This window comes from Blautia glucerasea (assembly GCF_013304385.1).
Lineage (GTDB): Bacteria > Bacillota > Clostridia > Lachnospirales > Lachnospiraceae > Blautia_A > Blautia_A ammoniilytica.
This window is the reverse complement of sequence record NZ_JAAITU010000034.1, coordinates 1-23,959: the sequence shown is the minus strand read 5'-3', so window position 1 is coordinate 23,959 and position 23,959 is coordinate 1. Positions and strand designations below refer to the sequence as shown.

General features: G+C 46.2%; 15 protein-coding genes. 11 read left to right on the top strand and 4 right to left on the bottom strand.

Annotation, left to right across the window (positions count from 1 at the left end; translation table 11 throughout):
* Window positions 1–418 precede the first annotated feature (418 nt).
* The 3 genes from asnS to G5B11_RS12880 all read left to right on the top strand — a co-directional run bounded on the left by asnS (window position 419) and on the right by G5B11_RS12880 (window position 4,589).
* Window positions 419–1,810: an asparagine--tRNA ligase gene (gene asnS, locus G5B11_RS12890; RefSeq protein WP_173728531.1), complete on the top strand. Its 1,392-nt coding sequence runs from the start codon at window positions 419–421 to the stop codon at window positions 1,808–1,810.
* A 127-nt stretch (window positions 1,811–1,937) separates the two neighbouring features.
* Complete coding sequence (locus G5B11_RS12885; protein WP_158421908.1) at window positions 1,938–2,993, top strand: metallophosphoesterase family protein; 1,056 nt, start codon at window positions 1,938–1,940, stop codon at window positions 2,991–2,993.
* A 33-nt stretch (window positions 2,994–3,026) separates the two neighbouring features.
* Window positions 3,027–4,589 carry an ATP-binding protein gene (locus G5B11_RS12880; protein WP_173728529.1) on the top strand — a complete coding sequence of 521 codons (1,563 nt, stop codon included), beginning with the start codon at window positions 3,027–3,029 and terminating at the stop codon, window positions 4,587–4,589.
* Window positions 4,590–4,709: 120 nt separating this feature from the next.
* On the opposite strand, the gene G5B11_RS12875 is transcribed toward G5B11_RS12880, so the two are convergent.
* Genes G5B11_RS12875 through G5B11_RS12865 form a run of 3 tightly spaced genes read right to left on the bottom strand, consistent with a single transcriptional unit; the run spans window position 4,710 to window position 8,094 of the window.
* Window positions 4,710–5,891, bottom strand: coding sequence for a ribose-phosphate pyrophosphokinase (locus tag G5B11_RS12875; RefSeq protein ID WP_173728527.1), 1,182 nt, complete (start codon window positions 5,889–5,891; stop codon window positions 4,710–4,712).
* A gap of 3 nt (window positions 5,892–5,894) precedes the next feature.
* On the bottom strand, window positions 5,895–6,878 hold the full coding sequence (locus tag G5B11_RS12870) for an ATP-binding protein (RefSeq protein ID WP_173728525.1): 984 nt from the start codon (window positions 6,876–6,878) through the stop codon (window positions 5,895–5,897).
* 19 nt (window positions 6,879–6,897) lie between these two features.
* The gene (locus tag G5B11_RS12865; protein WP_173728523.1) at window positions 6,898–8,094 is read right to left on the bottom strand and encodes a DnaD domain protein; all 1,197 of its coding nucleotides are present in this window, start codon (window positions 8,092–8,094) and stop codon (window positions 6,898–6,900) included.
* 144 nt (window positions 8,095–8,238) lie between these two features.
* On the opposite strand from G5B11_RS12865, the gene G5B11_RS12860 reads away from it, so the two are divergent.
* The gene (locus tag G5B11_RS12860; RefSeq protein ID WP_173728521.1) at window positions 8,239–8,496 is read left to right on the top strand and encodes a hypothetical protein; all 258 of its coding nucleotides are present in this window, start codon (window positions 8,239–8,241) and stop codon (window positions 8,494–8,496) included.
* Window positions 8,497–8,562: 66 nt separating this feature from the next.
* Here G5B11_RS12860 and murC read toward each other — a convergent pair whose 3' ends face one another.
* Window positions 8,563–9,942, bottom strand: coding sequence for a UDP-N-acetylmuramate--L-alanine ligase (gene murC, locus G5B11_RS12855; RefSeq protein WP_173728519.1), 1,380 nt, complete (start codon window positions 9,940–9,942; stop codon window positions 8,563–8,565).
* A 324-nt stretch (window positions 9,943–10,266) separates the two neighbouring features.
* On the opposite strand from murC, the gene G5B11_RS12850 reads away from it, so the two are divergent.
* From G5B11_RS12850 to G5B11_RS12820, 7 genes are all read left to right on the top strand, one after another.
* Window positions 10,267–11,544: a glucose-1-phosphate adenylyltransferase gene (locus G5B11_RS12850; protein WP_173728517.1), complete on the top strand. Its 1,278-nt coding sequence runs from the start codon at window positions 10,267–10,269 to the stop codon at window positions 11,542–11,544.
* Window positions 11,541–12,659, top strand: coding sequence for a glucose-1-phosphate adenylyltransferase subunit GlgD (gene glgD, locus G5B11_RS12845; protein ID WP_158421916.1), 1,119 nt, complete (start codon window positions 11,541–11,543; stop codon window positions 12,657–12,659). The genes G5B11_RS12850 and glgD overlap by 4 nt, the downstream gene beginning before the upstream one ends.
* A gap of 151 nt (window positions 12,660–12,810) precedes the next feature.
* Complete coding sequence (spoVG, locus tag G5B11_RS12840; RefSeq protein WP_173728568.1) at window positions 12,811–13,095, top strand: septation regulator SpoVG; 285 nt, start codon at window positions 12,811–12,813, stop codon at window positions 13,093–13,095.
* A 228-nt stretch (window positions 13,096–13,323) separates the two neighbouring features.
* The gene (locus tag G5B11_RS12835) at window positions 13,324–14,571 is read left to right on the top strand and encodes a PcsB-like coiled-coil domain-containing protein (RefSeq protein ID WP_173728515.1); all 1,248 of its coding nucleotides are present in this window, start codon (window positions 13,324–13,326) and stop codon (window positions 14,569–14,571) included.
* Between the two features lie 206 nt (window positions 14,572–14,777).
* The gene (locus G5B11_RS12830; RefSeq protein ID WP_173728513.1) at window positions 14,778–15,335 is read left to right on the top strand and encodes a biotin transporter BioY; all 558 of its coding nucleotides are present in this window, start codon (window positions 14,778–14,780) and stop codon (window positions 15,333–15,335) included.
* A 13-nt stretch (window positions 15,336–15,348) separates the two neighbouring features.
* Complete coding sequence (locus G5B11_RS12825) at window positions 15,349–15,729, top strand: DUF1284 domain-containing protein (protein ID WP_330603137.1); 381 nt, start codon at window positions 15,349–15,351, stop codon at window positions 15,727–15,729.
* Between the two features lie 267 nt (window positions 15,730–15,996).
* Window positions 15,997–23,959, top strand: a 7,963-nt coding sequence (locus G5B11_RS12820; RefSeq protein WP_173728509.1) for a right-handed parallel beta-helix repeat-containing protein, incomplete at its 3' end; no start/stop codon positions are given.

The following is a 23,959-nucleotide window of genomic DNA, read 5'->3' as shown; positions in this document are numbered from 1 at the left end:
AAAAGACAGAACTGTATCGTGTAGGACGGCAGTTCTGTTTTTTATGTAATAGGAAATTACTCCGTAATGTTCCTATTACATAAAAACGCTCCGCGAGGATGCGACCAGATGCATGAGGAATATGTCTGCTGAAGCAGACTGCATCTGGCGCGCAAAGCGTAACAAGTCCCTCAAGATTGAGGGATTCAGGGAGTTTGAAGCGGACTTGCCCGCTTTGTTATGTATGCTCCCGAATACATTTGAACCTGTTTATCTTGGGATATTGCCTGTGGACAGCAATTGAACAGTTATATTTTGGCCTTATTTTTTCTTGCGTAAAGAACAGGAATAGTCTATACTGTAACACAACAGGCAGTGTGGGACGGATGAGATCCATATTGCTATCGATAATGTAATATGAAGAGAAAGAGGACAGATTATGAACCTTACAACAGTTAAAGAAATTTACAGAAACAGAGATAAATATCTGGATCAGGAGATCACAGTAGGCGGCTGGGTACGCAGCGTGCGTGATTCCAAAACATTCGGATTTATTGTTCTCCATGATGGTACCTATTTTGAAACACTGCAGGTAGTTTACCATGACAATATGGAGAATTTTGCACAGATCAGCAAGCTGAACGTAGGCGCAGCTATTATTGTAAAAGGTAATCTGGTAGCTACTCCCCAGGCAAAGCAGCCTTTTGAGATCCAGGCTTCTGAGATCACACTGGAAGGAGCATCTGCACCGGATTATCCTCTTCAGAAGAAACGCCATAGCCTTGAGTATTTAAGAACCATGACCCATCTGCGTCCACGTACCAATACCTTCCAGGCTGTATTTCGTGTACGTTCCCTTTGCGCATATGCGATCCATAAGTTTTTCCAGGAGAGAGGTTTTGTGTATGTGCATACACCACTGATCACAGGAAGTGACTGTGAGGGTGCAGGAGAGATGTTCCAGGTCACTACACTTGACCTTGTAAATACACCTGTAGATGATCAGGGGAAGATCGATTACAGCAAAGACTTCTTCGGAAAAGAGACCAACCTTACTGTCAGCGGACAGCTGAACTGTGAGACTTTTGCACAGGCATTCCGCAATGTATATACCTTTGGACCTACCTTCCGTGCAGAGAATTCCAATACCACCCGCCATGCAGCAGAGTTCTGGATGATCGAGCCGGAGTGTGCATTTGCTGATCTTCAGGATGATATGGATCTGGCAGAGGCTATGCTGAAGTATGTGATCAATTTTGTGTTGGAGAATGCACCGGAGGAGATGAACTTCTTCAATTCTTTTGTTGATAAGGGGCTTCTGGACAGACTGAACCATGTGGTTAATTCTGAGTTTGGCCGTGTGACCTATACAGAGGCTGTAGAGCTTCTTGAGAAGAACAATGACAAATTCGATTACAAGGTATCCTGGGGATGTGACCTTCAGACAGAGCATGAGCGCTATCTGACAGAGCAGATCTTTAAGAAACCTATCTTTGTTACGGATTATCCAAAGGAGATCAAAGCCTTCTATATGAAGCAGAACCAGGATGGCAAGACAGTGGCAGCCATGGACTGTCTGGTACCGGGCATTGGCGAGATCATCGGAGGAAGCCAGAGAGAAGAGGATTATGACAAGCTGAAAGCCCGTATGGACGAGCTTGGCATGAAAGAATGTGACTATGACTTCTATCTGGACCTTCGTAAATATGGCACTACCCGTCATGCAGGCTTTGGCCTTGGTTTTGAAAGATGCGTGATGTATCTGACAGGAATGGGCAATATCCGTGACGTGATCCCATTCCCAAGAACTGTAAATAACTGTGACCTGTAAGATAAAGGCCCTGTCATAACTGCAGGGTGCACTTGCTGCATGCTTTGATCTTTGCAGTTATGTTTGATCTTTACAGATGTATTTTACCCTTACAGGTATAGCTTATCTATATAAGGAGCAGATCAGAATGAGATTTATTCATCTTGCAGATGTACATCTGGGAGCAGTACCTGACAGGGGATGCCCCTGGAGTGAAAAGCGGGAAGAAGAGATCTGGGAAACTTTCCGCCGGGTTATTACGGGTATCCGTGAAAATCCGGTGGATTTGTTATTTATAGCCGGAGATCTTTTTCACAGGCAGCCATTGCTGCGTGAACTAAAAGAAGTGAATCATCTGTTTTCCACCATCCCGGAGACACAGGTGTATCTGATGGCAGGAAATCACGATTATCTGAAGAAGGATTCTTTTTACAGAGATTTTCCATGGGCAGATAATGTGGTATTTTTTAAAGATGAAAAGCTTACCTGCGTAAAAGACAAAAAATTGGATGTATATGTGTATGGTTTAAGCTATGAACACCAGGAGATCAGGACTCCTCTTTATGATGGAATCCGCCCAAAGGAAGGAGAGGGACTTCATATCCTTCTGGCTCATGGTGGGGATGCAGATCATATACCGGTGAATATAAACAGCTTATCTGCCGCTGGATTTGATTATGTGGCAATGGGGCATATTCATAGGCCGCAGATCCTTTTAAGGGACAGAGCAGCTTATGCAGGAGCTTTGGAGCCTATTGACAGAGGTGACCTGGGAGAACACGGATATATAGAGGGCAGGCTGGAGAATGGCAGGCTGCGCGTTTCCTTTGTACCTTTTGCATCCAGATCCTATCAGCAGCTTCTTCTCACTGTATCTCAGGAGTCGACCCAGATTTCTCTGGAAGAAGAGCTGAAGGATGAGATTTACAGAAGAGGCGGTCTGAATATTTATCGGGTGATCATCCAGGGAGAACGTCCGGCAGAGCTGCTGTTTATTCCGGAAAAGCTGAAACAATTCGGCAATGTTACAGAGGTCCTGGATGAATCCCGGCCTATGTATGATCTGGAAGCCTTGCAAAGACAGTACAGCGGTACCCTGATCGGGGATTATATTACGTATTTTCTGGAAAAAGACAGAAGCATTGTGGAAGATAAGGCTTTGTATTACGGTCTTCAGGCACTTCTACAGACAAGTGCAGTGTGATTAACTGGTGTTAGCAGAGAGGACAGGAATTGAATGATCTTCAAACGACTGACGATTAAGAATTTTGGAAAGATCCATGACAAGACTCTGGAGTTTTCCCAGGGGATCAACATACTTTACGGAGAAAATGAAAGTGGGAAAAGCACGGTCCATACCTTTGTAAGAAGTATGCTGTACGGGATCACAAGGCAGCGGGGACGGGCCTCCAGAAATGATATTTATACCAGGTACGAGCCGTGGGAGAATCCGGCACAGTACGGTGGGAGTCTGTGGTTTTCAATCGGAGGCGAAGATTATCGGCTCACTCGTAATTTTTATAAAGAGAACCAGAATGGGGAGCTGCTTAATCTTCGTACCGGAGAGCTGACTGGTGTGGAGGATGGCCAAATGGAGCAGCTGCTGGGCGGTGTAAGCCAGGCTGTATATGACAATACAGTGTCTGTGGCGCAGCTGAAAAGCGTTACAGGTAAGGACCTGGCATCTGAGGTACAGAATTATATGGCCAGCTACCAGGGGACCGGGGACAGCTCTGTAGATCTGGGAAGAACGATGCAGATGCTGAAGATGTCCAGAAAAGGCTATCAGGTACAAAAGGACAAAAAAAGAAAAGAAGCAGAAAAAGAGCAGGAAAAGCTGAATGCTAAAATGGAATATCTGAATCGGGAACTGGAAGAATTGAAGGAGAGACAATCCCAGGTATCCAGGAAAGAAGAAAAGCTACAGATCCGGTCTGGGGAGGAAAGAGGTCTTGACATGATTGAAGGGAAGATCCAGGCTCTTCGTAAACGGCGTCTGGCTCTTACTGCAGCAGCCTTATTGGCTGTAATTCTGGGCATTGTAGGACTTTTCAGCAGGTTTTCTGCTGCTGATCAGATCACCAGGCTGGGATGGGATTTTTGTATTCTGCTTGGGATAGGGATGATCCTGTATTATCTTGGGCGACGGCGTATGCTGGATCGTGATCTGGCCAGCCAGAACAGATTGCGTACCAGGTGGCTCCAGCAGCAGGAGAAGCTGAAGTGGAATAAAGAATCCCTGCAGGAATCCTTTGAAGAAAAAAGGGTGGATTTTGAAAATCTGCAGGAAGAATACAAGGATTATGAATCGGAGATCTGGATGCCGGTCAGTGAGGACATAGAGATCCAGGCGCTGAATCTTGCAATGGATACCATTGAGCAGATATCAGGCAATATACACCGGCAGGTAGGGTACCGGCTGCGGCAGCGTACTTCCCAGATCTTGTGTGAGATCACAGATGGCAGGTATCAGGAAGTACTGATCGACCCGGATCTTCAGATCAGCGTGAATACCAGTGAGCGGATAATACCTGCCCAGAGATTAAGTAGAGGTACTATAGAACAGCTGTATTTTGCCCTTCGCATGGCAGCTTCTGAATTGCTTTGCGGTGGGGAAACCTTTCCTGTGATCCTGGATGATGTATTCGGGATGTATGATGAAGCCAGGCTGGCAGCAGTGCTTCACTGGCTTGAAAAAGAGCAAAAACAGGTGATCATCAGCACCTGCAATAAAAGAGAGGCTCAGATACTGGAAAGAGAAGGAATCCCGTATCGTTTGCAAAGCCTTTCAGAGGAATAAAATGGAATAAATAATCATTAAAAAAGATCTCCCGCATCCAGGAAGGATGCTGTGGAGATCTTTTTGGCTGATGGATTTATATTACACTTACGAAAGCTGCAGATAATCCCGTACCAGGCCTTATTTGTACTGTGCCATGTAGTTGTCCACGCAGCGCTTGATTCTGTCTACTGGGTTCAGAAGGTGGCTTACAGAAAGATCATGGTTCAGTGTATCAATGATCAATGCAATATATTTGCTCATGTCACAGGTGATATAATATGGCTTCTCAAGAAGCTTTGCAGGCTGATATACCAGGTTTGTAGTGAGAAGCTTGTCAAATACACCTGCCTGGTGGGCTTCATCAAATTTGTCAAGGCCATCTGTAAATAATCCGAAGGTAGAACAGATGTAGATCTTGCCAGCTCCTCTTTCTTTGAGAAGGGATGCAATCTTAAGCACTGTATCACCTGAGGAGATCATATCATCGATCAGGATCATATCCTTGCCTTCCAGCTTAGGACCAAGGAATTCATAAGCAGCTACCGGATGACGTCCATCTACAAATTTGGAATAATCCAGACGCTTGTAGTACATACCCATATCAACACCCAGGATATTGGCAAGGTAAATGGCGCGGCTCATGCTGCCTTCGTCAGGGCTGATAATGGCAAAGTGATCATTATCAAGGTGAAGTCCTTCTTCGTTGTGAAGAAGAGCCTTAATGAACTGATAAGAAGGCTGCACTGTTTCAAAGCCGTGAAGCGGTGTGGCATTCTGGATACGTGCATCATGAGCATCAAAAGTGATGATATTCTCTACCCCCATACTGATCAGCTCGTGAAGTGCGCTGGCGCAGTCAAGGGACTCTCTGCCTATACGCTTGCTCTGACGGCCTTCATAAAGATAAGGCATGATCACATTCACTCTTCGTGCCTTGCCGCCGATGGCGCCGATCACACGCTTCAGATCCTGGAAATGATCGTCTGGGGACATCAGGTTGGTGTAATTGCCGATAGGGTAGCTCATGCTGTAATTACATACATCTACTAAAATATAAACATCATCACCACGGACAGATTCCGAGATCACGCATTTGCCTTCACCAGAACCAAATCTGGGTGTCTGTACCTGGATCGTATAGGAATCTCTCTGGTATCCTTCAAAAGAAAATGAATCTATCTCCGGGTGTGTACGCTCATTACGCCACTTAACAAGCCATTCGTCTACTTTCTCGCCTAAGGGGCGACAGCTGTCTGTGGGGATCAGTCCAAGCCTTCCAACCGGAACGGTTGATAATTCCTTTGTGGATCTTTGTGCCATGTTCTATTTTCCTCCTAAATAGTTTTTCTTCATCCGGATGTCTTCTCCTGTAAGCTTCAGGATAATATAGTTATTGCAAATACGGGAAAAGGTCCGTTCAGAGTAAACATTCTGTATTTCACCCAACTCCAGATTGGTGGAGATGATGGTGGATCTGTGTCTCATAATACGCTCATTGACGCACAAAAACAACTGGGAAGACACAAAACTGTTGGTAAGCTCTGTTCCCAGGTCATCAATGATCAGCAGATCGCAGTCGTACACCAGATCGTTGTCTTTGCCTGTGCTGTCACCGGAAAAGGTATTCCGTGCCAGCATATCAAACAGGTCAAATGCAGAAAAATATAAAACGCTGTGGGAGCTTTCAAGAAGATCATGGGCGATACAGTGGGAAAGAAAAGTCTTCCCAACGCCTGTGTTGCCATAGATCAGCAGGCTGCGGGGATCCTGGTCAAAGGATGAAACGAAATCCCTGGCAGTCTGGTATGCACGCTGTGCGGCTTCCAGTGCGGACAATCCAGTGGACGCATCTATTGTAGCAGAATAATAGTCAAAAGAAAAGTGGTCAAAGTTTTCTTTTTTGAGAATTTCATTTAAATTGGACTGAGTATACAAAAGCTGTATCTCCGCCCTGTGGAAACAGGAGCATTTCTTGCTGCCGATATAGCCGGTATCCTGACAATGAGAACAGGTATAGTGCATCTCGAGATAGTCGGAAGGGTAGCCATTCAGGGCAAGCAAAGCTTCACGCTCCTGGGCAAGCAGGGATATGGCAGCCTTCAGATCCTCCAGACTGCGATCCAGACCGTTGATCATGGAGCGGGCTTTGGCTGCGCTTAAGGAAGCTACTTCGCTGTCAATCTCACGAAGCCTGGGAATCCGGTCATAAGCTTCCTGCCTGTGCGCCTCCAGCAGACGGCGGTTCTCAGCCTGCTTGCGGCTGTATTCTCTCATAATGGTATCATATTGAAAATTCTGTAAAGGCATAAACGATCAATCTCCTCTGTTAGTGAGGCTGTTGGAAGTAGGGATTCTGGCGCTCCAGAAGCTGCTTCTCAAGTTCTTTGAAATCATAATTCCGTTGTTGGAAGTTATTGAAGCGATTAGGGGACTTAGGTGTCTGGGAACGGCCCCGGCTGTTGTCCTGGCTGCGCTTCTGGTGCTGGACATCCAGGGCATGTACTGCCTCTGGGGTAAGGGCACCCTTTTTGAACCATCCGGTAAGGATCTTGTGTGCGTACTGGAAGCTGGGCTGTCCGGTCTGCATAATGGTGCGGCTGCAGGCTTCCTGGATCATGTCCATGGAAAATCCGTAATCCTTCAGCCATGTATCCATCATAACGATCTCTGAATCCACAGGGTTGCGATTGGCGATCCCCATAGCTTTCAGGATGGTGAAATAGTCTCTACCATAGCGGGAGGTGGAATCCTTGGCCATCTCCACGGTAGTGATCCCTTCCTTAGACCAGGCCATGGCAACTGTCTCAATGTAACGCATGCTCTTATGGCCGCGGCCTACACAATACTGGATCAGGAAATCAATAAGATCCACGGACATCTTCAGTTCATCGTAGAAGAAAAGAATCTTACGGGTATCGGTGGGGGTAAGAGTCTTGCCAAGGTATTGCTCACATATGTAGATCAGCTGTGCTACATCCTCGTTCTCCTTAAGCTCCTTGATTCGGGCTGGGGTGAGAGCAGAGGCAGATCTGGACGGTGCAGTATCCGGCTGTGGCGTGGAAACAGTGGCTGCAGATACCGTCTGCGAAATAGGAGCAGCGGCTGCCAGTGCAGACTGTGGAACAGAGACTGTGGCTGCAGATACCGTCTGCGAAATAGGAGCAGTGGCTGCCAGTGCAGACTGTGGAACAGAGACGGTAGCTGTCAGCTCCATCTGTGTATCCGGGGAAGGCTCTGTCAGGGTAATACCTGTCAGCTCTCCGGAAGGATCAGTCTCAAGGATCAAAAGTCCTTCATTACTCCAGTACTTCAGGGCACGGCTGATATCCCCCTCTGTACAGTTCAGACGATCTGCCAGAAGAGGCAGACAAACAGAAGCGGAAGGATCGGCAAGAAGCCGCAGCAGGTAAATATAAACTTTTACAAATTCGCCGCCGGCTCCCGGCATATACTGATCAATAAATATATTGGAAAGTACCGTCACCTGTGAGGATGAAAGAGCCCGGAGATGGATGGTGTTCATGGACTGTTACACTCCTTTTCTGAAAGTGGATTTATTATAACACAACTTTTTTTAAAAGAGAATACCGGGGTTAAACACCAGTAATCATCCACATTTAAATGTGGATAATGTGGATAGTGTGGAAAGAAGGTTGCCAATAAGATTATGGGAAACCGGAAAAGGTTAGAAAATGTTGGAACAAGGCATTTTATAGGAGAAACTGTTGTCGAATTATGTCAAGCAGATTATACACATAAGAATCCACACCCTTATGAGAGAAAAAATGTGCATAATTCTGTGGATAATGTGGATAAGCACGGAAAAACAGCAGAAATACTGAGGTTTTTAATTGTGGATAACTTTTTCTTTATGTGGAAAACAGGGGACGAAATGTGTATAAATAAAAAAAGAACATTTATATAGTTTTCTGTAAATTCTCTCTGGATCAGAGGAAAAACAAAAAATATATAAATGTTCTGAAAGACATAATTATTTACCAAGTAGCTGTTCGCCGATACGTACTACATCTCCGGCTCCCATGGTGATCAGCAGATCGCCAGAAGCACAGTGGGAAAGAATGTAATTCTCGATTTCGTCAAAAGATGGGAAGTATTCACATGGAGTTCCAAGTGCCTGGATCCTTTCCTGAAGATCAGCAGAAGAGATGCCGATGGTGTTGGTCTCTCTTGCTGCGTAAATATCAGCCAGGATCACATGATCAGCCAGGGTCAAAGCCTGTGCAAACTCAGGAAGCAGTGCTTTAGTACGGGTATATGTATGTGGCTGGAATACACACCAGATTTTCTTGTGAGGATAATTAGTTGCTGCTGTAAGGGTGGCACGGATCTCTGTAGGATGATGAGCATAATCATCTACAATGTGGATCCCGCCCACTTCTCCCTTAAATTGGAAACGGCGGTCTGTACCGGTGAAGCTTCCCAGTCCTTTGACAATGGTATCATCAGGGATCTGGAGCAGCTGAGCCAGTACAATAGCTGCCAGTGCATTGGATACATTGTGGATCCCCGGAACCTTCAGGTAAAAGCTGCCTGCCTTTTTACCATTTCTTAAAACGGTAAAGGAGGCATGTCCATATTTGTCATAGGTAATATCAGTGGCCTGGTAATCAGCCGTATTCTGAATGCCATAGGTGATCACATTACATGGAAGGTCTTTGATGATGTCTTCATAATGAGGTGTGTCTCCATTGATGATCAAGGTGCCATCTGCAGGGAGAAGCTGTGCAAAGCGTCGGAAAGAATGACGGATGTCCTCAATATCTTTGAAAAAGTCCAGATGATCGGCATCCATATTCAGGATCACGCTGATTTTTGGAAAAAAGCTGAGAAAGCTGTTGGTATATTCGCAGGCCTCGGTTACAAAGGTCTCAGACTGTCCCACACGGATATTGCCTCCGATGGAAGGAAGAATACCGCCTACGCTGATGGTAGGGTCGCAGGCTCCTTCCAGAAGGATCTGGGAAATCATGGAAGTGGTTGTGGTCTTGCCATGAGTCCCGGAAATAGCGATGGGTGTCTGGTAATTGCGCATGATCTGCCCCAAAAGCTGGGCGCGGGTAAGCATAGGGATCCCCTTTGCCTTAGCTGCTGCAAATTCAGGATTATCCGGGTGGATAGCTGCTGTATATACCACAATCTCTACATCATCCTGGATGTTGGAGGCACGCTGTCCGTAAAAGATACGTGCTCCCTTTTGGGAAAGGGCATCGGTAAGAGGGCTTTCTTTGGCATCAGAGCCGGAAACAATGAAATCTTCCTGAAGCAGGATCTGAGCCAATCCACTCATACTGATACCGCCAATCCCGATAAAGTGGATATGAAGCGGTTTGTGGAAGTCTATCTGATACATAATAAAAATCTCCTTAATGAAAAATATAAATTTGCTATAGTATACCTCTTTTAAGAAAAAATGAAAAGTATTTCTTTGAATAACAGGTTTTTAAAAAAAAATCAGGTGTTTTTTTAAGATGCAATCCATGAAAATGTAAAATAAGGTCGAAATATATAAAAAATAGACAAAATACACAAAAAACAGAGGAAAAAAGGAAAAAAATAGTATACAATAGATATAAAAAATAAAATAATTGGACAAAAAAATTGTAAAATATGTTCACGAAATGGATAAAGTATGATATAATAAGAAAACCATAAACTTACAGCAAGAGGTGATTACATGATTAAGAAAGAAATGATTGCCATGCTCCTGGCCGGAGGTCAAGGAAGCAGACTTGGAGTTCTGACGGAGAAAGTTGCCAAACCGGCCGTGTCTTTCGGCGGGAAGTACCGTATCATAGATTTCCCATTGAGCAACTGTATTAATTCCGGGATTGATACAGTTGGCGTGCTGACCCAGTATCAGCCGCTGCGTCTTAATACACATATTGGGATTGGCATTCCCTGGGATCTGGATCGTAATGAAGGCGGTGTGACTGTACTTCCTCCTTACGAGCGGAGCAGCAGCAGCGAGTGGTACACAGGTACAGCCAATGCGATCTTTCAGAATATGGATTATATGGAGCAGTACAATCCTGACTATGTTCTGATCCTTTCCGGAGATCACATTTACAAGATGGATTATGAGGTGATGTTGGATTTCCATAAGGCTAATAAGGCTGATGTTACCATTGCATGTATGCCGGTACCTATGGAAGAGGCAAGCAGATTCGGGATCATGGTCACTGATGAGACAAGCCGTATTACAGAGTTTGAGGAGAAGCCAGAGCATCCAAGCAGCAATCTGGCATCTATGGGTATTTACATATTCAGCTGGCAGGCCCTTAAGGAAGCTCTTTATACACTTAAGGATCAGCAGAGCTGTGATTTTGGAAAGCATATCCTTCCCTATTGTAAAGAAAAGGGAGAGCGGCTTTTCGCATATGAATATAATGGCTACTGGAAGGATGTGGGTACGCTGGGATCCTATTGGGAAGCCAATATGGAGCTGATCGATATTATTCCGGAGTTTAATCTTTACGAAGAATTCTGGAAGATTTATACCAAAGGGGATATTATCCCGCCGGCATATATTTCCGAGGACGCTGTTCTTGACCGGTGTCTGATCGGTGAGGGAGCTGAGATCTATGGAGAAGTCCATAATTCAGTGATCGGTCCCAATGTAGTGATTGGCAAGGGTTCTGTGATCCGTAACTCTATTATCATGAGGAATACCGTGATCGGAGAAGGGGTAGTGATGGATAAGTCCATTGTTGCCGAGGATGTTACCATTGGAGACCATGTGACCCTTGGCTGCGGCGAAGAGGCTGAGAATGTATTGAAGCCGGCGGTATATGCATTTGGCATTGCTACCATAGGAGAGCGTAGTGTGATCCCGCCTGATGTAAAGATCGGGAAGAACACAGCTGTTTCCGGTATTACTACAGCAGAGGATTATCCGGGAGGCATCCTGGAAAGTGGACAGGTGATCGCAGCAAAGGATGGTGACAAGGCATGAGAGCAATCGGTATTATTTTAGCTGGCGGCAATAACAACCGCATGAGGGAATTATCTGATAAGAGGGCGATCGCAGCAATGCCCATTGCAGGCAGCTATCGCAGCATAGATTTTGCACTTAGTAATATGGCCAATTCCCATATACAGAAGGTAGCTATACTGACACAGTACAATGCACGTTCCCTGAATGAGCACTTAAGCTCTTCCAAATGGTGGGATTTTGGCAGGAAACAAGGAGGACTTTACGTATTTACACCCACGATCACCAAGGACAACAGCTTCTGGTACCAGGGTACAGCAGATGCTATCTACCAGAATCTTACCTTCCTGAAGAACAGCCATGAGCCATATGTGGTGATCGCATCCGGCGATGGTATTTACAAGCTGGATTACAACAAGGTCCTGGAATACCATATTGCAAAGAGAGCGGATATCACGGTTGTATGTACTACATGTCCGGATCCGTCAGAGGTGGAGCGTTTTGGTGTGCTCCGTATGAATGAAGACTGCAGGATCGAAGAATTTGAAGAGAAGCCAATGGTATCTTCTTATAATACGGTTTCTACCGGTATTTATGTGATCCGCAGAAGGCAGCTGATCGAACTGATCGAGAAGGCTGCACAGGAAGGCAGGAATGATTTTGTACAGGATATCCTGATCCGCTACAAGAATCTGAAAAGGATCTACGGATATAAGATCGATACATACTGGAGCAATATTTCCACTGTGGAGTCTTATTACAAGACCAACATGGATTTCCTAAGGCCTGAGATCCGTAATTATTTCTTTAAGCAGGAGCCGTCTGTTAAGACAAAGATCGATGATCTGCCGCCTGCCAAATATAATCCGGGAGCCAGCGTGAAGAACAGTCTGATAGCCAGCGGATGTATCATCAACGGTGTTGTGGAAAATTCCGTTCTGTTTAAAGATGTATTCGTAGGGAACAATTGTGTGATCAAGAATTCAGTGATCTTGAATGATGTGTATCTGGGGGATAATACGCACATTGAGAACTGCATTGTTGAGAGCAGGGATACCATTCGGGCAAATTCTTACTATTGCGGAGAAGGCGAAGTTAAGATCGTTGTAGAAAAAAATGAGAGATATGTGCTGTAAATCCTGAAAGAATCTTATATCCATGGGATATAAATGTGTAACTGTCTGACAGGCCATATGCTTTATCATAGCTGTGGGAGGCTGGACGGTTATGCAACAGTCAGAGTACAGATCATATATATTGTATGGGAAAACGAAAGGGGCAGCAAAAATGAACATTACAGATGTACGCGTGAGAAAAGTAGCAAAAGAGGGCAAGATGAAAGCAGTTGTATCGATTACCATTGATGATGAATTCGTAGTTCATGATATCAAGGTGATCGAAGGTGAGAAGGGGCTGTTTATCGCAATGCCAAGTCGGAAAGCTACAGACGGAGAATACAGGGACATTGCACATCCTATTAATTCTGCAACCCGCGACCGTATCCAGAAAATCATCCTGGACAAGTATGATGAAGTAATGGCTGCAGAGCCAGAGGAGGCTATGGAAGCCTAAGGAGATCTGATTACTTTATTCTGTAATATGAAATGATTTCATAACAGATAACTGGTGAATTACAGGCCGGATGCCATATATCATAAAGGTATATGGCATCCGTTTTTTTTGCTCTGGCAGCAGCATACTGGAAATATTACACAATTGTTACAGAAATAAAATAAAACTATTGATTTTGTGATAAAATATGTTATACTGATGCTACGATTGATTACGAGGTGTTAGTATATGAGAAATAAAAAGCTTATTCCGGTGCTTCTTGCAGGGATCCTTACTTTGACAACAGGCACAGGTGTTTATGCAGCAGATATTGACGAACAGATTGCAGACATGCAGTCCCAGAAGGCGCAGGCACAGGCCGGACTTGCCCAGGCACAGGGAAATATCAGCAGCCTTGAGAGCAAGCGTCAGGAACTGGAAAGCTATCTGGCACAGCTGAACAGCCAGTATGAAGAATTAACAGACAGCGTTTCACAGCTGAGCATCCAGGCTGCCCAGAAGGAAGATGAGCTTCAGAATATGAAGCTGGAGCTGGCCAAGGCACAGCAGCAGTCTCAGCAGCAGTACGAAGCTATGAAGAAACGTATCGTATATATGTATGAGAATGGTGGGACTACCATGCTGGAGCTTTTATTATCTTCCAGTGATCTTACCCAGTTCATGAACCGTGCAGAGAATATTTCCCAGTTGTCCAAGTATGACCGAGATATGTTGAAGAAATATGAGGATCTTCAGGCAAGCATCCAGGAGCAGGAAGAGAACCTTGAGAAGGAAGCAGCTTCTGTGAATCAGCTTCTTGCAGAAAGCGCATCTAAGAAGCAGGAGGTTCAGGCTTTAGTATCCAGCACCAATGACAGCATTGCTTCTTATATCAGCCAGATCAGTGCCAGCCAGGCAGAGGCAGCTGCTCTTTCCGCACAGATTTCCAGTGCTGAGAACAGTATTTATAGTCTGACGCAGCAGGCAACAGCCCAGCAGAGCCAGTCTCAGGAAGAGGATACATATACGGAGAACTCTTCTACAGGATCCGGTGATTCTTACGATGACTACAGTGATGAGAGCGAGAGTGTAGAGTCCTCCGGCGGCGATTCTTATCAGGAATCTTCCTCTTATGAAGGAGAGTCACAGGGCAGTGATTCAGAAAGTTCTTCCAGCCAGGAAAGTTCTTCCTCCCAGGAAAGCTCCGGTTCCGGACAGGGAACCTATCTTGGTAACTTTACATTGACTGCATATTGCAACTGTGCACAGTGTTGCGGCACAGCAGGCAATCTGACTGCCAGCGGTACAGTTCCTTCAGCAGGGCGTACAGTGGCGATGGCAGGTGTGCCTTTTGGAACACAGCTTCTGATCAATGGCAATGTGTATACAGTGGAGGATCTGGGAACCCCTTATGGACATGTGGACATTTTCTTTGGAAGCCATTCTGAAGCATTAAGCTTTGGCCTGCAGCATGCAGATGTGTATCAATTAAATTAAGGGATGTTCACTGTAAACCTAAAAGCAATCTGATTGTAAACTGAATACGAACACAATTGTAAACCCTGTATAAAAATTTGGTTGACATTCCTCTTGGTGTGTGATAGATTTTCAATGTACAAAATTTGTAACTGCTCAGCAGATAGCATCCCGTAAGGGCTTTGAACAGTTACCAAAATCTATTCATTCATCAGGAGGATTTTTTTATGAGCTCAGTTGCAGCTACCAAAACAAAAACTTACGATCTGGCTTATATTGCTATTTTTGCGGTAGTAATGGCAGTATGTTCCTGGATTTCCATACCAATGACTGTACCATTTACCCTGCAGACCTTTGGCGTATTTATGGCAGTTGGGGTTCTGGGAGGCAAAAGAGGAACCCTTGCTGTTCTTGTATACATTTTACTAGGCGTAGTAGGTGTACCGGTATTTGCAGGATTTTCAGGCGGTATCGGGGTCCTGTTAAACACTACCGGCGGTTATATCGTTGGATTCCTTTTTTCAGCACTGGTAATGTGGGGCATTGAAAAAGTATTGGGAAAAAAACCTGTTGTACAGATCATTTCCATGGTGATCGGACTGCTGGTATGCTATGCACTGGGAACCATCTGGTTTATGGTGGTATATGCGCGGACAACCGGTGCCGTCGGACTGGGAACCGTTCTTAGCTGGTGTGTGATTCCGTTTATTGTTCCGGATCTGGTTAAGATCGCATTGGCATTTGTTCTTTCCAGAAAGGTTCGGAAATATGTGCCAATGCAGTAGTAAGGAAAAGCCTGTGGCATTACGTCCCCATCATGGGATGTGTCTTGCCTATTTTGTGGGAAAAGGCTACAGTGATGGCTTTACCATACATATGGAAGAAATGCTTGAGAAATTTCTTGCAGGTGCCAGCGTACAGCTGACCCTGCAGGAGGATGAGATCTGCAGTGCATGTCCAAATAATCTGGTACAAGGCTGCGAAGCAGGCAGGAAAGTGCAAAGATTTGACCGCAGCGTGCTTGCTTACTGCGGATTTGAAGAAGGACAGCAGCTTCCTTTCAGGGAGTTTGTGGAAAAAGTGCAGGATAAAATCCTTGCACCTGGAAAAAGAACAGAGATATGCGGGGACTGTCAATGGGGCAGTATCTGCGATCAGGTGAAAAGCCGGTGGGAATGATTTCCTGCCGGTTTTTTATGTTCTGTAATAGTAGACTTGATTCTTTATTCGTTATAATGTTTTCGTTATTTTGTTGGATTTGATGCTATAAAAATTGATTATAATCACGATATTTGGCATTTACAGTTTCGGAATGGTGAATCTTAATTGACAATAATTTCTCAGAATAGTAAAATCAACATATAAAACTGAGGAAGAAAGGGCAGTATCAGACCTGTTTCATGGGGGAAACAGGCGAGGGATGATATTAAAAAGGAGCATAAGTGTATGAAAAATAACCATTGGAGATCTTTTAAAAAAGGGATGTCCTGGTTTTTGACGTTTGCAATCGCAATAGGAAGCCAGGGCACTGGGTTGTCTGCAGCTACGCTGGATTATGGGCAAGATTACCAGGTGTCTGTAAACAGTGACGTGGAGGATACCACCCAGGTGGAAGACATTTCTGCATCAGGCAGCAATGCAGATACCTTCAATGCCGGGCAGATTCCTGCATCAGACAGCGAGGGAGATACCACCCAGGTGGAAGATATTTCTATACCGGACAGAGAGGAAGATCCGGCCCAGGTGGAAGATATTTCTACATCAGGCAGCGAGGGAGATATTTCTCGGGTGGAAGATAGTTCTGCACAGGACAGTGAAGGGAATACGTCTCAGATCGAAGACGTTTTTACTGATGGAGATGGTGTGCTTGTTGATAATCATGAAGAGACAGCAGATACCACTTTTCTGGATGCTCCTGCAGATGTAAAGGAAGGCACCATTCAGTATCAGATCGAGGAAGCAAGGAAGGCAGGATCTACAACACTTACCATAAGCCTTGACGACAGCTTTCCGGCTACAGTAGAAGAGAATCTTCTGATCCCTCGGGGGATGGATATTGTAATGGATCTGAATGGCCACACCCTGACGGTAGATAAGTCTGCCGCAGAGGCTGGCAAGGATACCAATAATATTACAGTATATGGGCAGCTTACCCTGAAGAACGGCAGCTTATCCGGCAGTGCATCTTCTCTTGGCAATGAGAATACAAGAGGTGTATTTGTATGCTATGGCGGCCGTCTGATCCTAGGAGAAGGGTCACAGATCACCGGATATTCGGCATCAGGCCGAGGCGGTGGTGTGTATGTAAGTGATGGCGCCGGCTTATCTATGAATGGCGGCAGGATCTATGACAACTGTTCCGGTATCAGCGGTGGCGGTGTATGGGTCTATCGCACAAGTAATCTTTCCTATAAAAATGGTGCCATTACCGGGAATAAGGCTGCACTAAATGGAGGCGGTGTGTACATCCAGAAGGATGACAGTGAGACCATCACCTGGGGCAGTGGTATTGCCATCACAGAGAATCATGCGGACCACAACGGGGGCGGTCTTTACATCCACAGTGTATCGGATGTGGGAAATGAATTGATCTTTGACGGCCTGACTATTTCCCAAAATACAGCCGGTGTCAGCGGCGGTGGTGTTCAGATTCAGGAGCCGGTCCATTTCACTATGGTATCCGGAGAGGTATCTTATAATCAGGCAGTGACCCATGGCGGTGGTCTGTACCTGAACAGTACGGATAAGAAATCAGCCCAGGCCAGTCTTACCGGAGGTACCATTCAGGGAAATACACTGACAGATGATGTTTTTAATTATTATGAATCGGAAACTCACCTGGGCGGCGGTATGTGGATCAGCAATTATGCAAATGTAGTTCTTTCAGGAGTACAGATCCTGGACAATGAAACCGTTGGTGCCGGTGGCGGTATTGCCATGGGAAATTATTGTCAGGTGCAGATCCGGGAGGGAACCCTGGTTCATGGCAATAAATCCTGGTATCATGGCGGCGGTATTTATGGTGTCTACGCAAATGTTGAGATGACCGGTGGTGAGATTTCTGATAATCAGGCAACAGGTGGATCATCGCCTTATGGCGGCGGCTTTTTCTTAAATGCAGGCAAGCTGATCGCCAGTGGCGGCAGCATCAGCAGGAATTATGCCGGTTCATATGGCGGAGGCGGCTTTATCTCAACGGCGATCCTTTCCGGAGATGTGAAGGTTGCTGATAATAAGACAAGTGGAAATGGCGGCGGTATCAATGGAAATGTTACCATGTCTGACCAGGCCAGGATCCAGGGGAATACAGCCGGTTACGGTGGCGGAGTACAAGGCTCTCTTGTTATGAACGGAGGATTCGTCTGTGGAAATACAGCCAGTGGAGGCAGTGGAGGCGGCGGCATTGCCGGAACAGTAACCTTAAATGAAGGAGAGATCTCCGGTAATTACTCAGCCGGAGCAGGCGGTGGTGTACGAGGCACTCTGTACATGAATGGTGGAGTGATCAAAGATAATACTACCAGCAACGGTGGAGGTGCTTTATGTGGCAGCGGTATTCTCTCCGGTGGAGAGATCACCAACAACCAGGCATCCAGTACAGGAGGATGTGCATATCTTCTTGAAAATGGCAGAAATCTGACCATTACAGGAAACGTACAGATCCATAATAATCGTGCTGTCCATGGAGGCGCAGTCAGCCTGGTAGGAGGTACTGTCCAGATCAGTGGCGGTGTGATCAGTGAGAATCAGGCAAATCGACTTGGCGGCGGTGTTTATGTATGGACATCCAATGCTTTAAATCCGGAGCTTATAATCGAGAAGGAAGCGGTGATTTCTGATAATCAGGCACCAGGTACCGGTACTGTTCCTGGCGGACAGGATCTGTATGTGGCAGCCACCCTGACTGTGAATAATGGCAGCAATCCTGTTTATTATACCCCTGTGGTCAGCCTGCCCTCAGCCGATCAGATGACTTCTGCCATTGGTACGCCTGGAATCGCCTGGTACGATGAGGCTGACGGTACAAAGAATACAACAGGCCTTCAGCTGGATACAACTAATCGGACAAAGATTTATCAGTATACCTTCCTTTATTCTGATCCGGAAGTAAAGACAGTAGCCCGTCTGGATGATTCCCAGGAGTATGCAACGGTTCAGGCTGCTGTAGATGCAGTTACAGAGGCGGCAGGAGATGGACAGCTTCACAGGATCACCCTTTTAAAAGATGTTCAGGAGTCTGTACAGATTCCTAAGGGAACCAGTATCTGCTTTGACCTGAACGGAAATACCATTCAGGGAAGCGGGAAGACGAATACTCCTGTGTTTACAGTAAAGGGAGAAATGACCCTGGAGGACAGCAGTGAAGACCAGACAGGATGGATTACCGGTGGAACACCAGCTACGGATGGCAGAGGCGGCTGCTTTTATCTGGAAAACGGCAGTCTGATCATGAATGGGGGCACCATTGGCCCAAGTGCCAGCGGCGGTGGCATTTATGTAAAGTACAAGGACAGTTCCTTTGTGATGCATGGAGGCAGGATTACGAAGAACAAAGCTTCTGCCATCTCTGTTTGGCAAGGATCATTTCGGATGACCGGAGGAGAGATCACCGGGAATAGTGCTGACCATGGAGGCGGTATCTATGCCTGGGGCAGTGCCAACATCAATATTGAAGGAGGAAAGATCACCGGGAATACAGCCGCTTGCGGCGGAGGTATCCGTATACGGGATCATGCAGTCTGTCATATCTCCGGCGGCGAAATATCCGGCAATACAACCTCCAATGCCAGTTCAAGCTGGGGCGGTGGCGGAATTGGTGCCTCATGGGCCAGCTTATATGTAACAGGAGGAGCCATCACAGACAATACTACAAGCGGTATCGGCGGCGGTATCCGCGCAGAGGACAGAAGCATTGTCTCGGTAACTGGTGGGACCATATATGGCAACCAATGGTCCTTTGGAAAAAGTGATGTGTATGCAGTGAAGGGGGTGAATCTTACCCTGTTGTCTGCTTCCTCTATGAAGCCGGAAGCTTATAATTGCTGGTATGATTGTGAAAACGATCAGGTATATAAAGAAGAGATCGGAGTTGCCAGCCTGGAACAGCCTTGCAATCTTTATGCATGGTACAAGGAGGAGCTGATTTCAAGTGATGCAGCCCAGATCCTGGATGAAAGCGGCCAGGAGCAGAATTTCCCATCTGTTCAGGAGGCTGTTCAAGCAGCAGCAGATGGACAAAGGATTTATCTTCTTAAGGATTGTGATGAAAGTGTCCAGATCGGAAAGGACAAGGATGTGATCCTGGACTTAAATGGATATACATTATACTCTTCACAGGAAAATGTACTGGATATAAGAGGAAAGCTGGAAGTAGACAGTACCACAGGTCATCCTGACACCAATCCGGATCCGGACCAGGGCGGCAGGATCCAGCCGGCAAAAGGTGTTACCGGCAACAGAGGCGTCTTTGTAAGAGAAGGAGGAGCCTTTACCTTAAAGGGCGGCGTGATCACAGGCTTTTCCGGTGTAAATTATGGCGGCGGCATTTATGCAGATCAGGATGCTTCCGTTACCATCAGCGGTGGAGAGATCACAGGAAACCAGGCTGTTTATGGCGGCGGTATAGCATTGTACAGTATCCGTTCCAACACCCCATCTTCCTTTATTATGACTGATGGAAAGATCTGGAATAATCAGTCTGAAAAGGATGGCGGCGGAGTGTATATGGGAAGGCCCTTTAACCTTGCCAACCAGATCCGGATATCAGGCGGTGAGATCTGTGAGAATACAGCAGGTGGCCACGGCGGTGGCGTAAGCGCTGACTTTACCCAAGGATCAAATACAGCCGCCCAGATCCGGATTTCCGGAGGAAAGATCCATCATAATACAGCGGCTACCGATGGAGCCGGTGTTTATATACAAAATTGCAAAACGGTTGTGATCGGACCAGCTCTGGAGGTTTCCTATAATAAAGGAGTCGGGTCTGGAGGCGGGATCTATGCTGTCCGGGTAACAGAATTAACAGTAGAGAATATTGATGCCCATCATAACCAGGCAAAAAACGGTGGCGGTCTGTCCTTAAGCGCAGGAGAGCTGCTGGTAAAGGACTGCCAGGTCCATCATAACAGTACAAGACCATATGGCATCTACAGCTACTATGGAGGTGCAAGTTTTATCAGCACCAAAAAGCTGGAAATCCAAAAAGGAGAATTCTATTCTAATGGGTCCTACAATGGTGGCGGCATGGGTGTTAGTACAGAAGCCGGTGGTCAGGCTGTGATCGGGAAGGAGGTATGGATCCATGATAACAAGGCAAGTGCTGGCGGAGGCTTGTGGATCGGTACTGTAGGAACGCTTACTGTAAATGGACTGGTGGAAAATAACAGCGCCTCCAACGGCGGTGGGATCAGAGTTCACAGTAACGCTTCTGAAATTCATTTTGCGGATGTGGTTGTAAGGAATAACAAAGTCACTGGCAGTGGCGGAGGCATTTATTTGAGCGGTGGGGTAACCAAGGTTTATCTGGAGAATCCAGCCAGGATCCTGGGAAATACAGCCAGCAGTGGTGGAGGTATTGGTACCCAGCTGTCACAGATGATCCTGTCTGGTGGTGTGATCGCAGACAATAAGGCCTCCAATTTAGGCGGAGGTGTCTACCTGGAAGGCTCCAGACTCTGGTCTACACGAACTGCAAAGATCACTGGAGATGTACAGATTATCAATAACCAGGCATTGAACGGCGGCGGTGTTGGATGTTCTGAAAACACAGTTGCTACCATGGACGGAGGTCAGATCTGTAATAACAAGGCAACCTATGGTGGCGGTGTATGGGTCTCCCTAGTGATGGGAGGGTTTACACTAAAGATGCCAGAAGAGGCCGGAAGCACAGCCAAGCTGTATGGGAACCAGGCTGGTTACGGCAGGGATGTTTGCGGAAATTATGATAAATCCTATAAGAATTCTAAAGTCCAGCTGTTTGCAGCAGCTGATATGTTTGGGGCTGATGAGGATAAAGATGGCATCTGTTGGTACAATGAAACAAAGAAGACATCCATAACAGATCCTATTAATTATGATCCGATAACAACGCCCTGTTATCTTACCCTTCAGTATACTTCAAAGGTGCCTGTGGCAAAGATAAAGAATAAAGCTGGTACTTATGATGCATATACCTCCCTTCAGCAGGCGGTAAATGCTGTAAAGGAAGGAAAGTACCAGGCTGAGGCGCCTGAGATTTTCCTGATCAAGGATATTAATGAAAGCATTCAGGTTCCAGGCGGCGTAAGTGCAGTGCTGAATCTGAACGGGCATAAGCTGCAGGGTACAGATACTGCTATCACCTGTTCCGGTGATCTTAGGATCCTGGATGAGAAGACAGAAGGACTGGATCCGGGAGAAGAGACAGGAACCATTTCAGGAAGCACAGACAAAATTGGCGGTGGTATTCTGGTATTGTCCGGCGGCTGTGTGACTATGGAGAGCGGACAGATCAGCATGTGCTCAGCACCTACAAGACAAAACGATCGTGGCGGTGCAGGCGTAGCTGTCAGCGGCGGTACTTTTATCCTGGATAAAACAGCTTCTATCAATGAATGTGTTGCTGCCTTTGGAGCTGCGGTTTTTGTAGGGACAGGAAGCAGTCTTTTTGAAATGAGAGGCGGAACCATCTGCAACAATGCAGCAAAAGTTATATACAATTCCGGAAGCGGTATTATTTACAGTACAGGCGGTACTGTGCGGATCAGCGGAGGAAAGATCGCAGACAATGTTGTAGGCGACTATGGAACTATTTACCTGACCAGTGGAAAATGCGTTTTGGAAGGCGGAGAGATCACCGGAAATCAGGCAAGATACGGCGGCGGATTTTATATAGGAGGTGCTGCCAGTGTTTGGATGAGTAATACTCAGATTTCCGACAACCAGGCTACAGTCAATGGTGGTGCCATTTATAATGAAGGCCAGCTGCATATTTTAGATGGCACCAAGATCGCCGGAAACCAGGCAGTGTATGGCGGCGCTATTTATCAGACCAGGGGAACCATTAAGATGGCAGGCGGCTCCGTCACCGGTAATCAGGCGGAGAAGGGCGGCGGCCTTGCACAGAATCCCCAGGTAGGAAATGCAGGCAGCTTTGTCCTGTCAGGAGGACTGTTGTGTGAAAACAAATCCACAGTTGACGGAACCGGAAATGATATTTTTTCCCTTTATGAGGGAACCGGAAACTACGAAAATGTAAGTGTAAACCAGAAGCCCTCTGTCACACTGATCCAGGCAGCAGCCATGACAGAGGATAACGGCAATGCTACAAAGTATAATGCCTGGAGAAATGATACCTACCAGGGAAATCAGCTGGAAGGCACAGATGTAACCAATGGTTACTATATTACCGGCGGTGTAGATCAGAGCAATAATCTGAAGCTGACGGCTGTTACATATAAGGAAGCAGAAGTAAAGGGACCGGATAGTACAGTACAGGTCAAGTCCATTGGGATAAAGACCACCAAGAATGAAGACGGTACATCGGACGGCGGCGGTGTTTTTGACACGGAATGTGCAGGAAATGAAAAGACTGCCCAGCAGCTTCTGGATGAAAGGGACAGCCAGACCTATGAATCCCAGGAGGAAATCACAGAGGGCGAAACCCAGGAGCAGATGGCCCAGCGTCATCACTATCTGTATAACGGTGATATTCTAAAGATGATCTGCCATGACGGCAGGTGGTATGAGAGGGATCAGGCAGTTTTATGGAGCCCGGGAAATGACAGCTCCTATACCAATGGGATCGTGAGAAGTTTTGATACTGTAAAATATAATCTTCGTTTTACTTTGGAGGATACCGGGAAAGACGAAGAGGATGAAGGCAATCAGGATGGTACTCCATCTGTAACAAATGACACCTTACAGCTGTGGGTGGAAATGAAGCTTCCGGTGGACAGCAGCCTTGCTTCATTCTCTGAAATGAATATGAAATACTATCATATTTATGAGCAGAAGCAGGCGGATGGAAGCTATGCCCAGTATTTAAGAGGTTACTGGGAGTTGGAAGAAAATAAAGGGGGAACGGTTTACCGTACCCTGGCCATCAGTGTGAAGGGCATGAACAACGGAGACCTGCTTAAGCCTTCCTTTACCGCATGGGTAGGTGGAAATGAGGAGGATGAACAGAATCCAAAATCCTGCAGCTCCAAAACACTGACCGTATCAGCGGCACCAAGATACAACATACTCCTTAAGCGAAACTCCCAGCTTGCTTATACCAGCTACTTTGATATGGAAAGCGGTGAGGAGACAACAGAGGAAGAAGTAAAGAAGATCCAGGATGCAGGCGGGGATACTTCCCACATCGTCTATGGCACCATGCTTGGATACGGCATTACCCTGCAGATGTACAATAATAAGACCAACAAGG

What these genes read in the sequence shown, in the direction of transcription:
- G5B11_RS12865 (WP_173728523.1), bottom strand. Translation starts at nt 8,094, where the DNA reads ATGAACACCATCCATCTCCGGGCTCTTTCATCCTCACAGGTGACGGTA.
- G5B11_RS12830 (WP_173728513.1), top strand. Translation starts at nt 14,778, where the DNA reads ATGAGCTCAGTTGCAGCTACCAAAACAAAAACTTACGATCTGGCTTAT.
- G5B11_RS12860 (WP_173728521.1), top strand. Translation starts at nt 8,239, where the DNA reads ATGGGAAACCGGAAAAGGTTAGAAAATGTTGGAACAAGGCATTTTATA.
- G5B11_RS12850 (WP_173728517.1), top strand. Translation starts at nt 10,267, where the DNA reads ATGATTAAGAAAGAAATGATTGCCATGCTCCTGGCCGGAGGTCAAGGA.
- G5B11_RS12885 (WP_158421908.1), top strand. Translation starts at nt 1,938, where the DNA reads ATGAGATTTATTCATCTTGCAGATGTACATCTGGGAGCAGTACCTGAC.
- G5B11_RS12880 (WP_173728529.1), top strand. Translation starts at nt 3,027, where the DNA reads ATGATCTTCAAACGACTGACGATTAAGAATTTTGGAAAGATCCATGAC.
- glgD (WP_158421916.1), top strand. Translation starts at nt 11,541, where the DNA reads ATGAGAGCAATCGGTATTATTTTAGCTGGCGGCAATAACAACCGCATG.
- G5B11_RS12870 (WP_173728525.1), bottom strand. Translation starts at nt 6,878, where the DNA reads ATGCCTTTACAGAATTTTCAATATGATACCATTATGAGAGAATACAGC.
- G5B11_RS12875 (WP_173728527.1), bottom strand. Translation starts at nt 5,891, where the DNA reads ATGGCACAAAGATCCACAAAGGAATTATCAACCGTTCCGGTTGGAAGG.
- G5B11_RS12835 (WP_173728515.1), top strand. Translation starts at nt 13,324, where the DNA reads ATGAGAAATAAAAAGCTTATTCCGGTGCTTCTTGCAGGGATCCTTACT.
- spoVG (WP_173728568.1), top strand. Translation starts at nt 12,811, where the DNA reads ATGAACATTACAGATGTACGCGTGAGAAAAGTAGCAAAAGAGGGCAAG.
- asnS (WP_173728531.1), top strand. Translation starts at nt 419, where the DNA reads ATGAACCTTACAACAGTTAAAGAAATTTACAGAAACAGAGATAAATAT.
- murC (WP_173728519.1), bottom strand. Translation starts at nt 9,942, where the DNA reads ATGTATCAGATAGACTTCCACAAACCGCTTCATATCCACTTTATCGGG.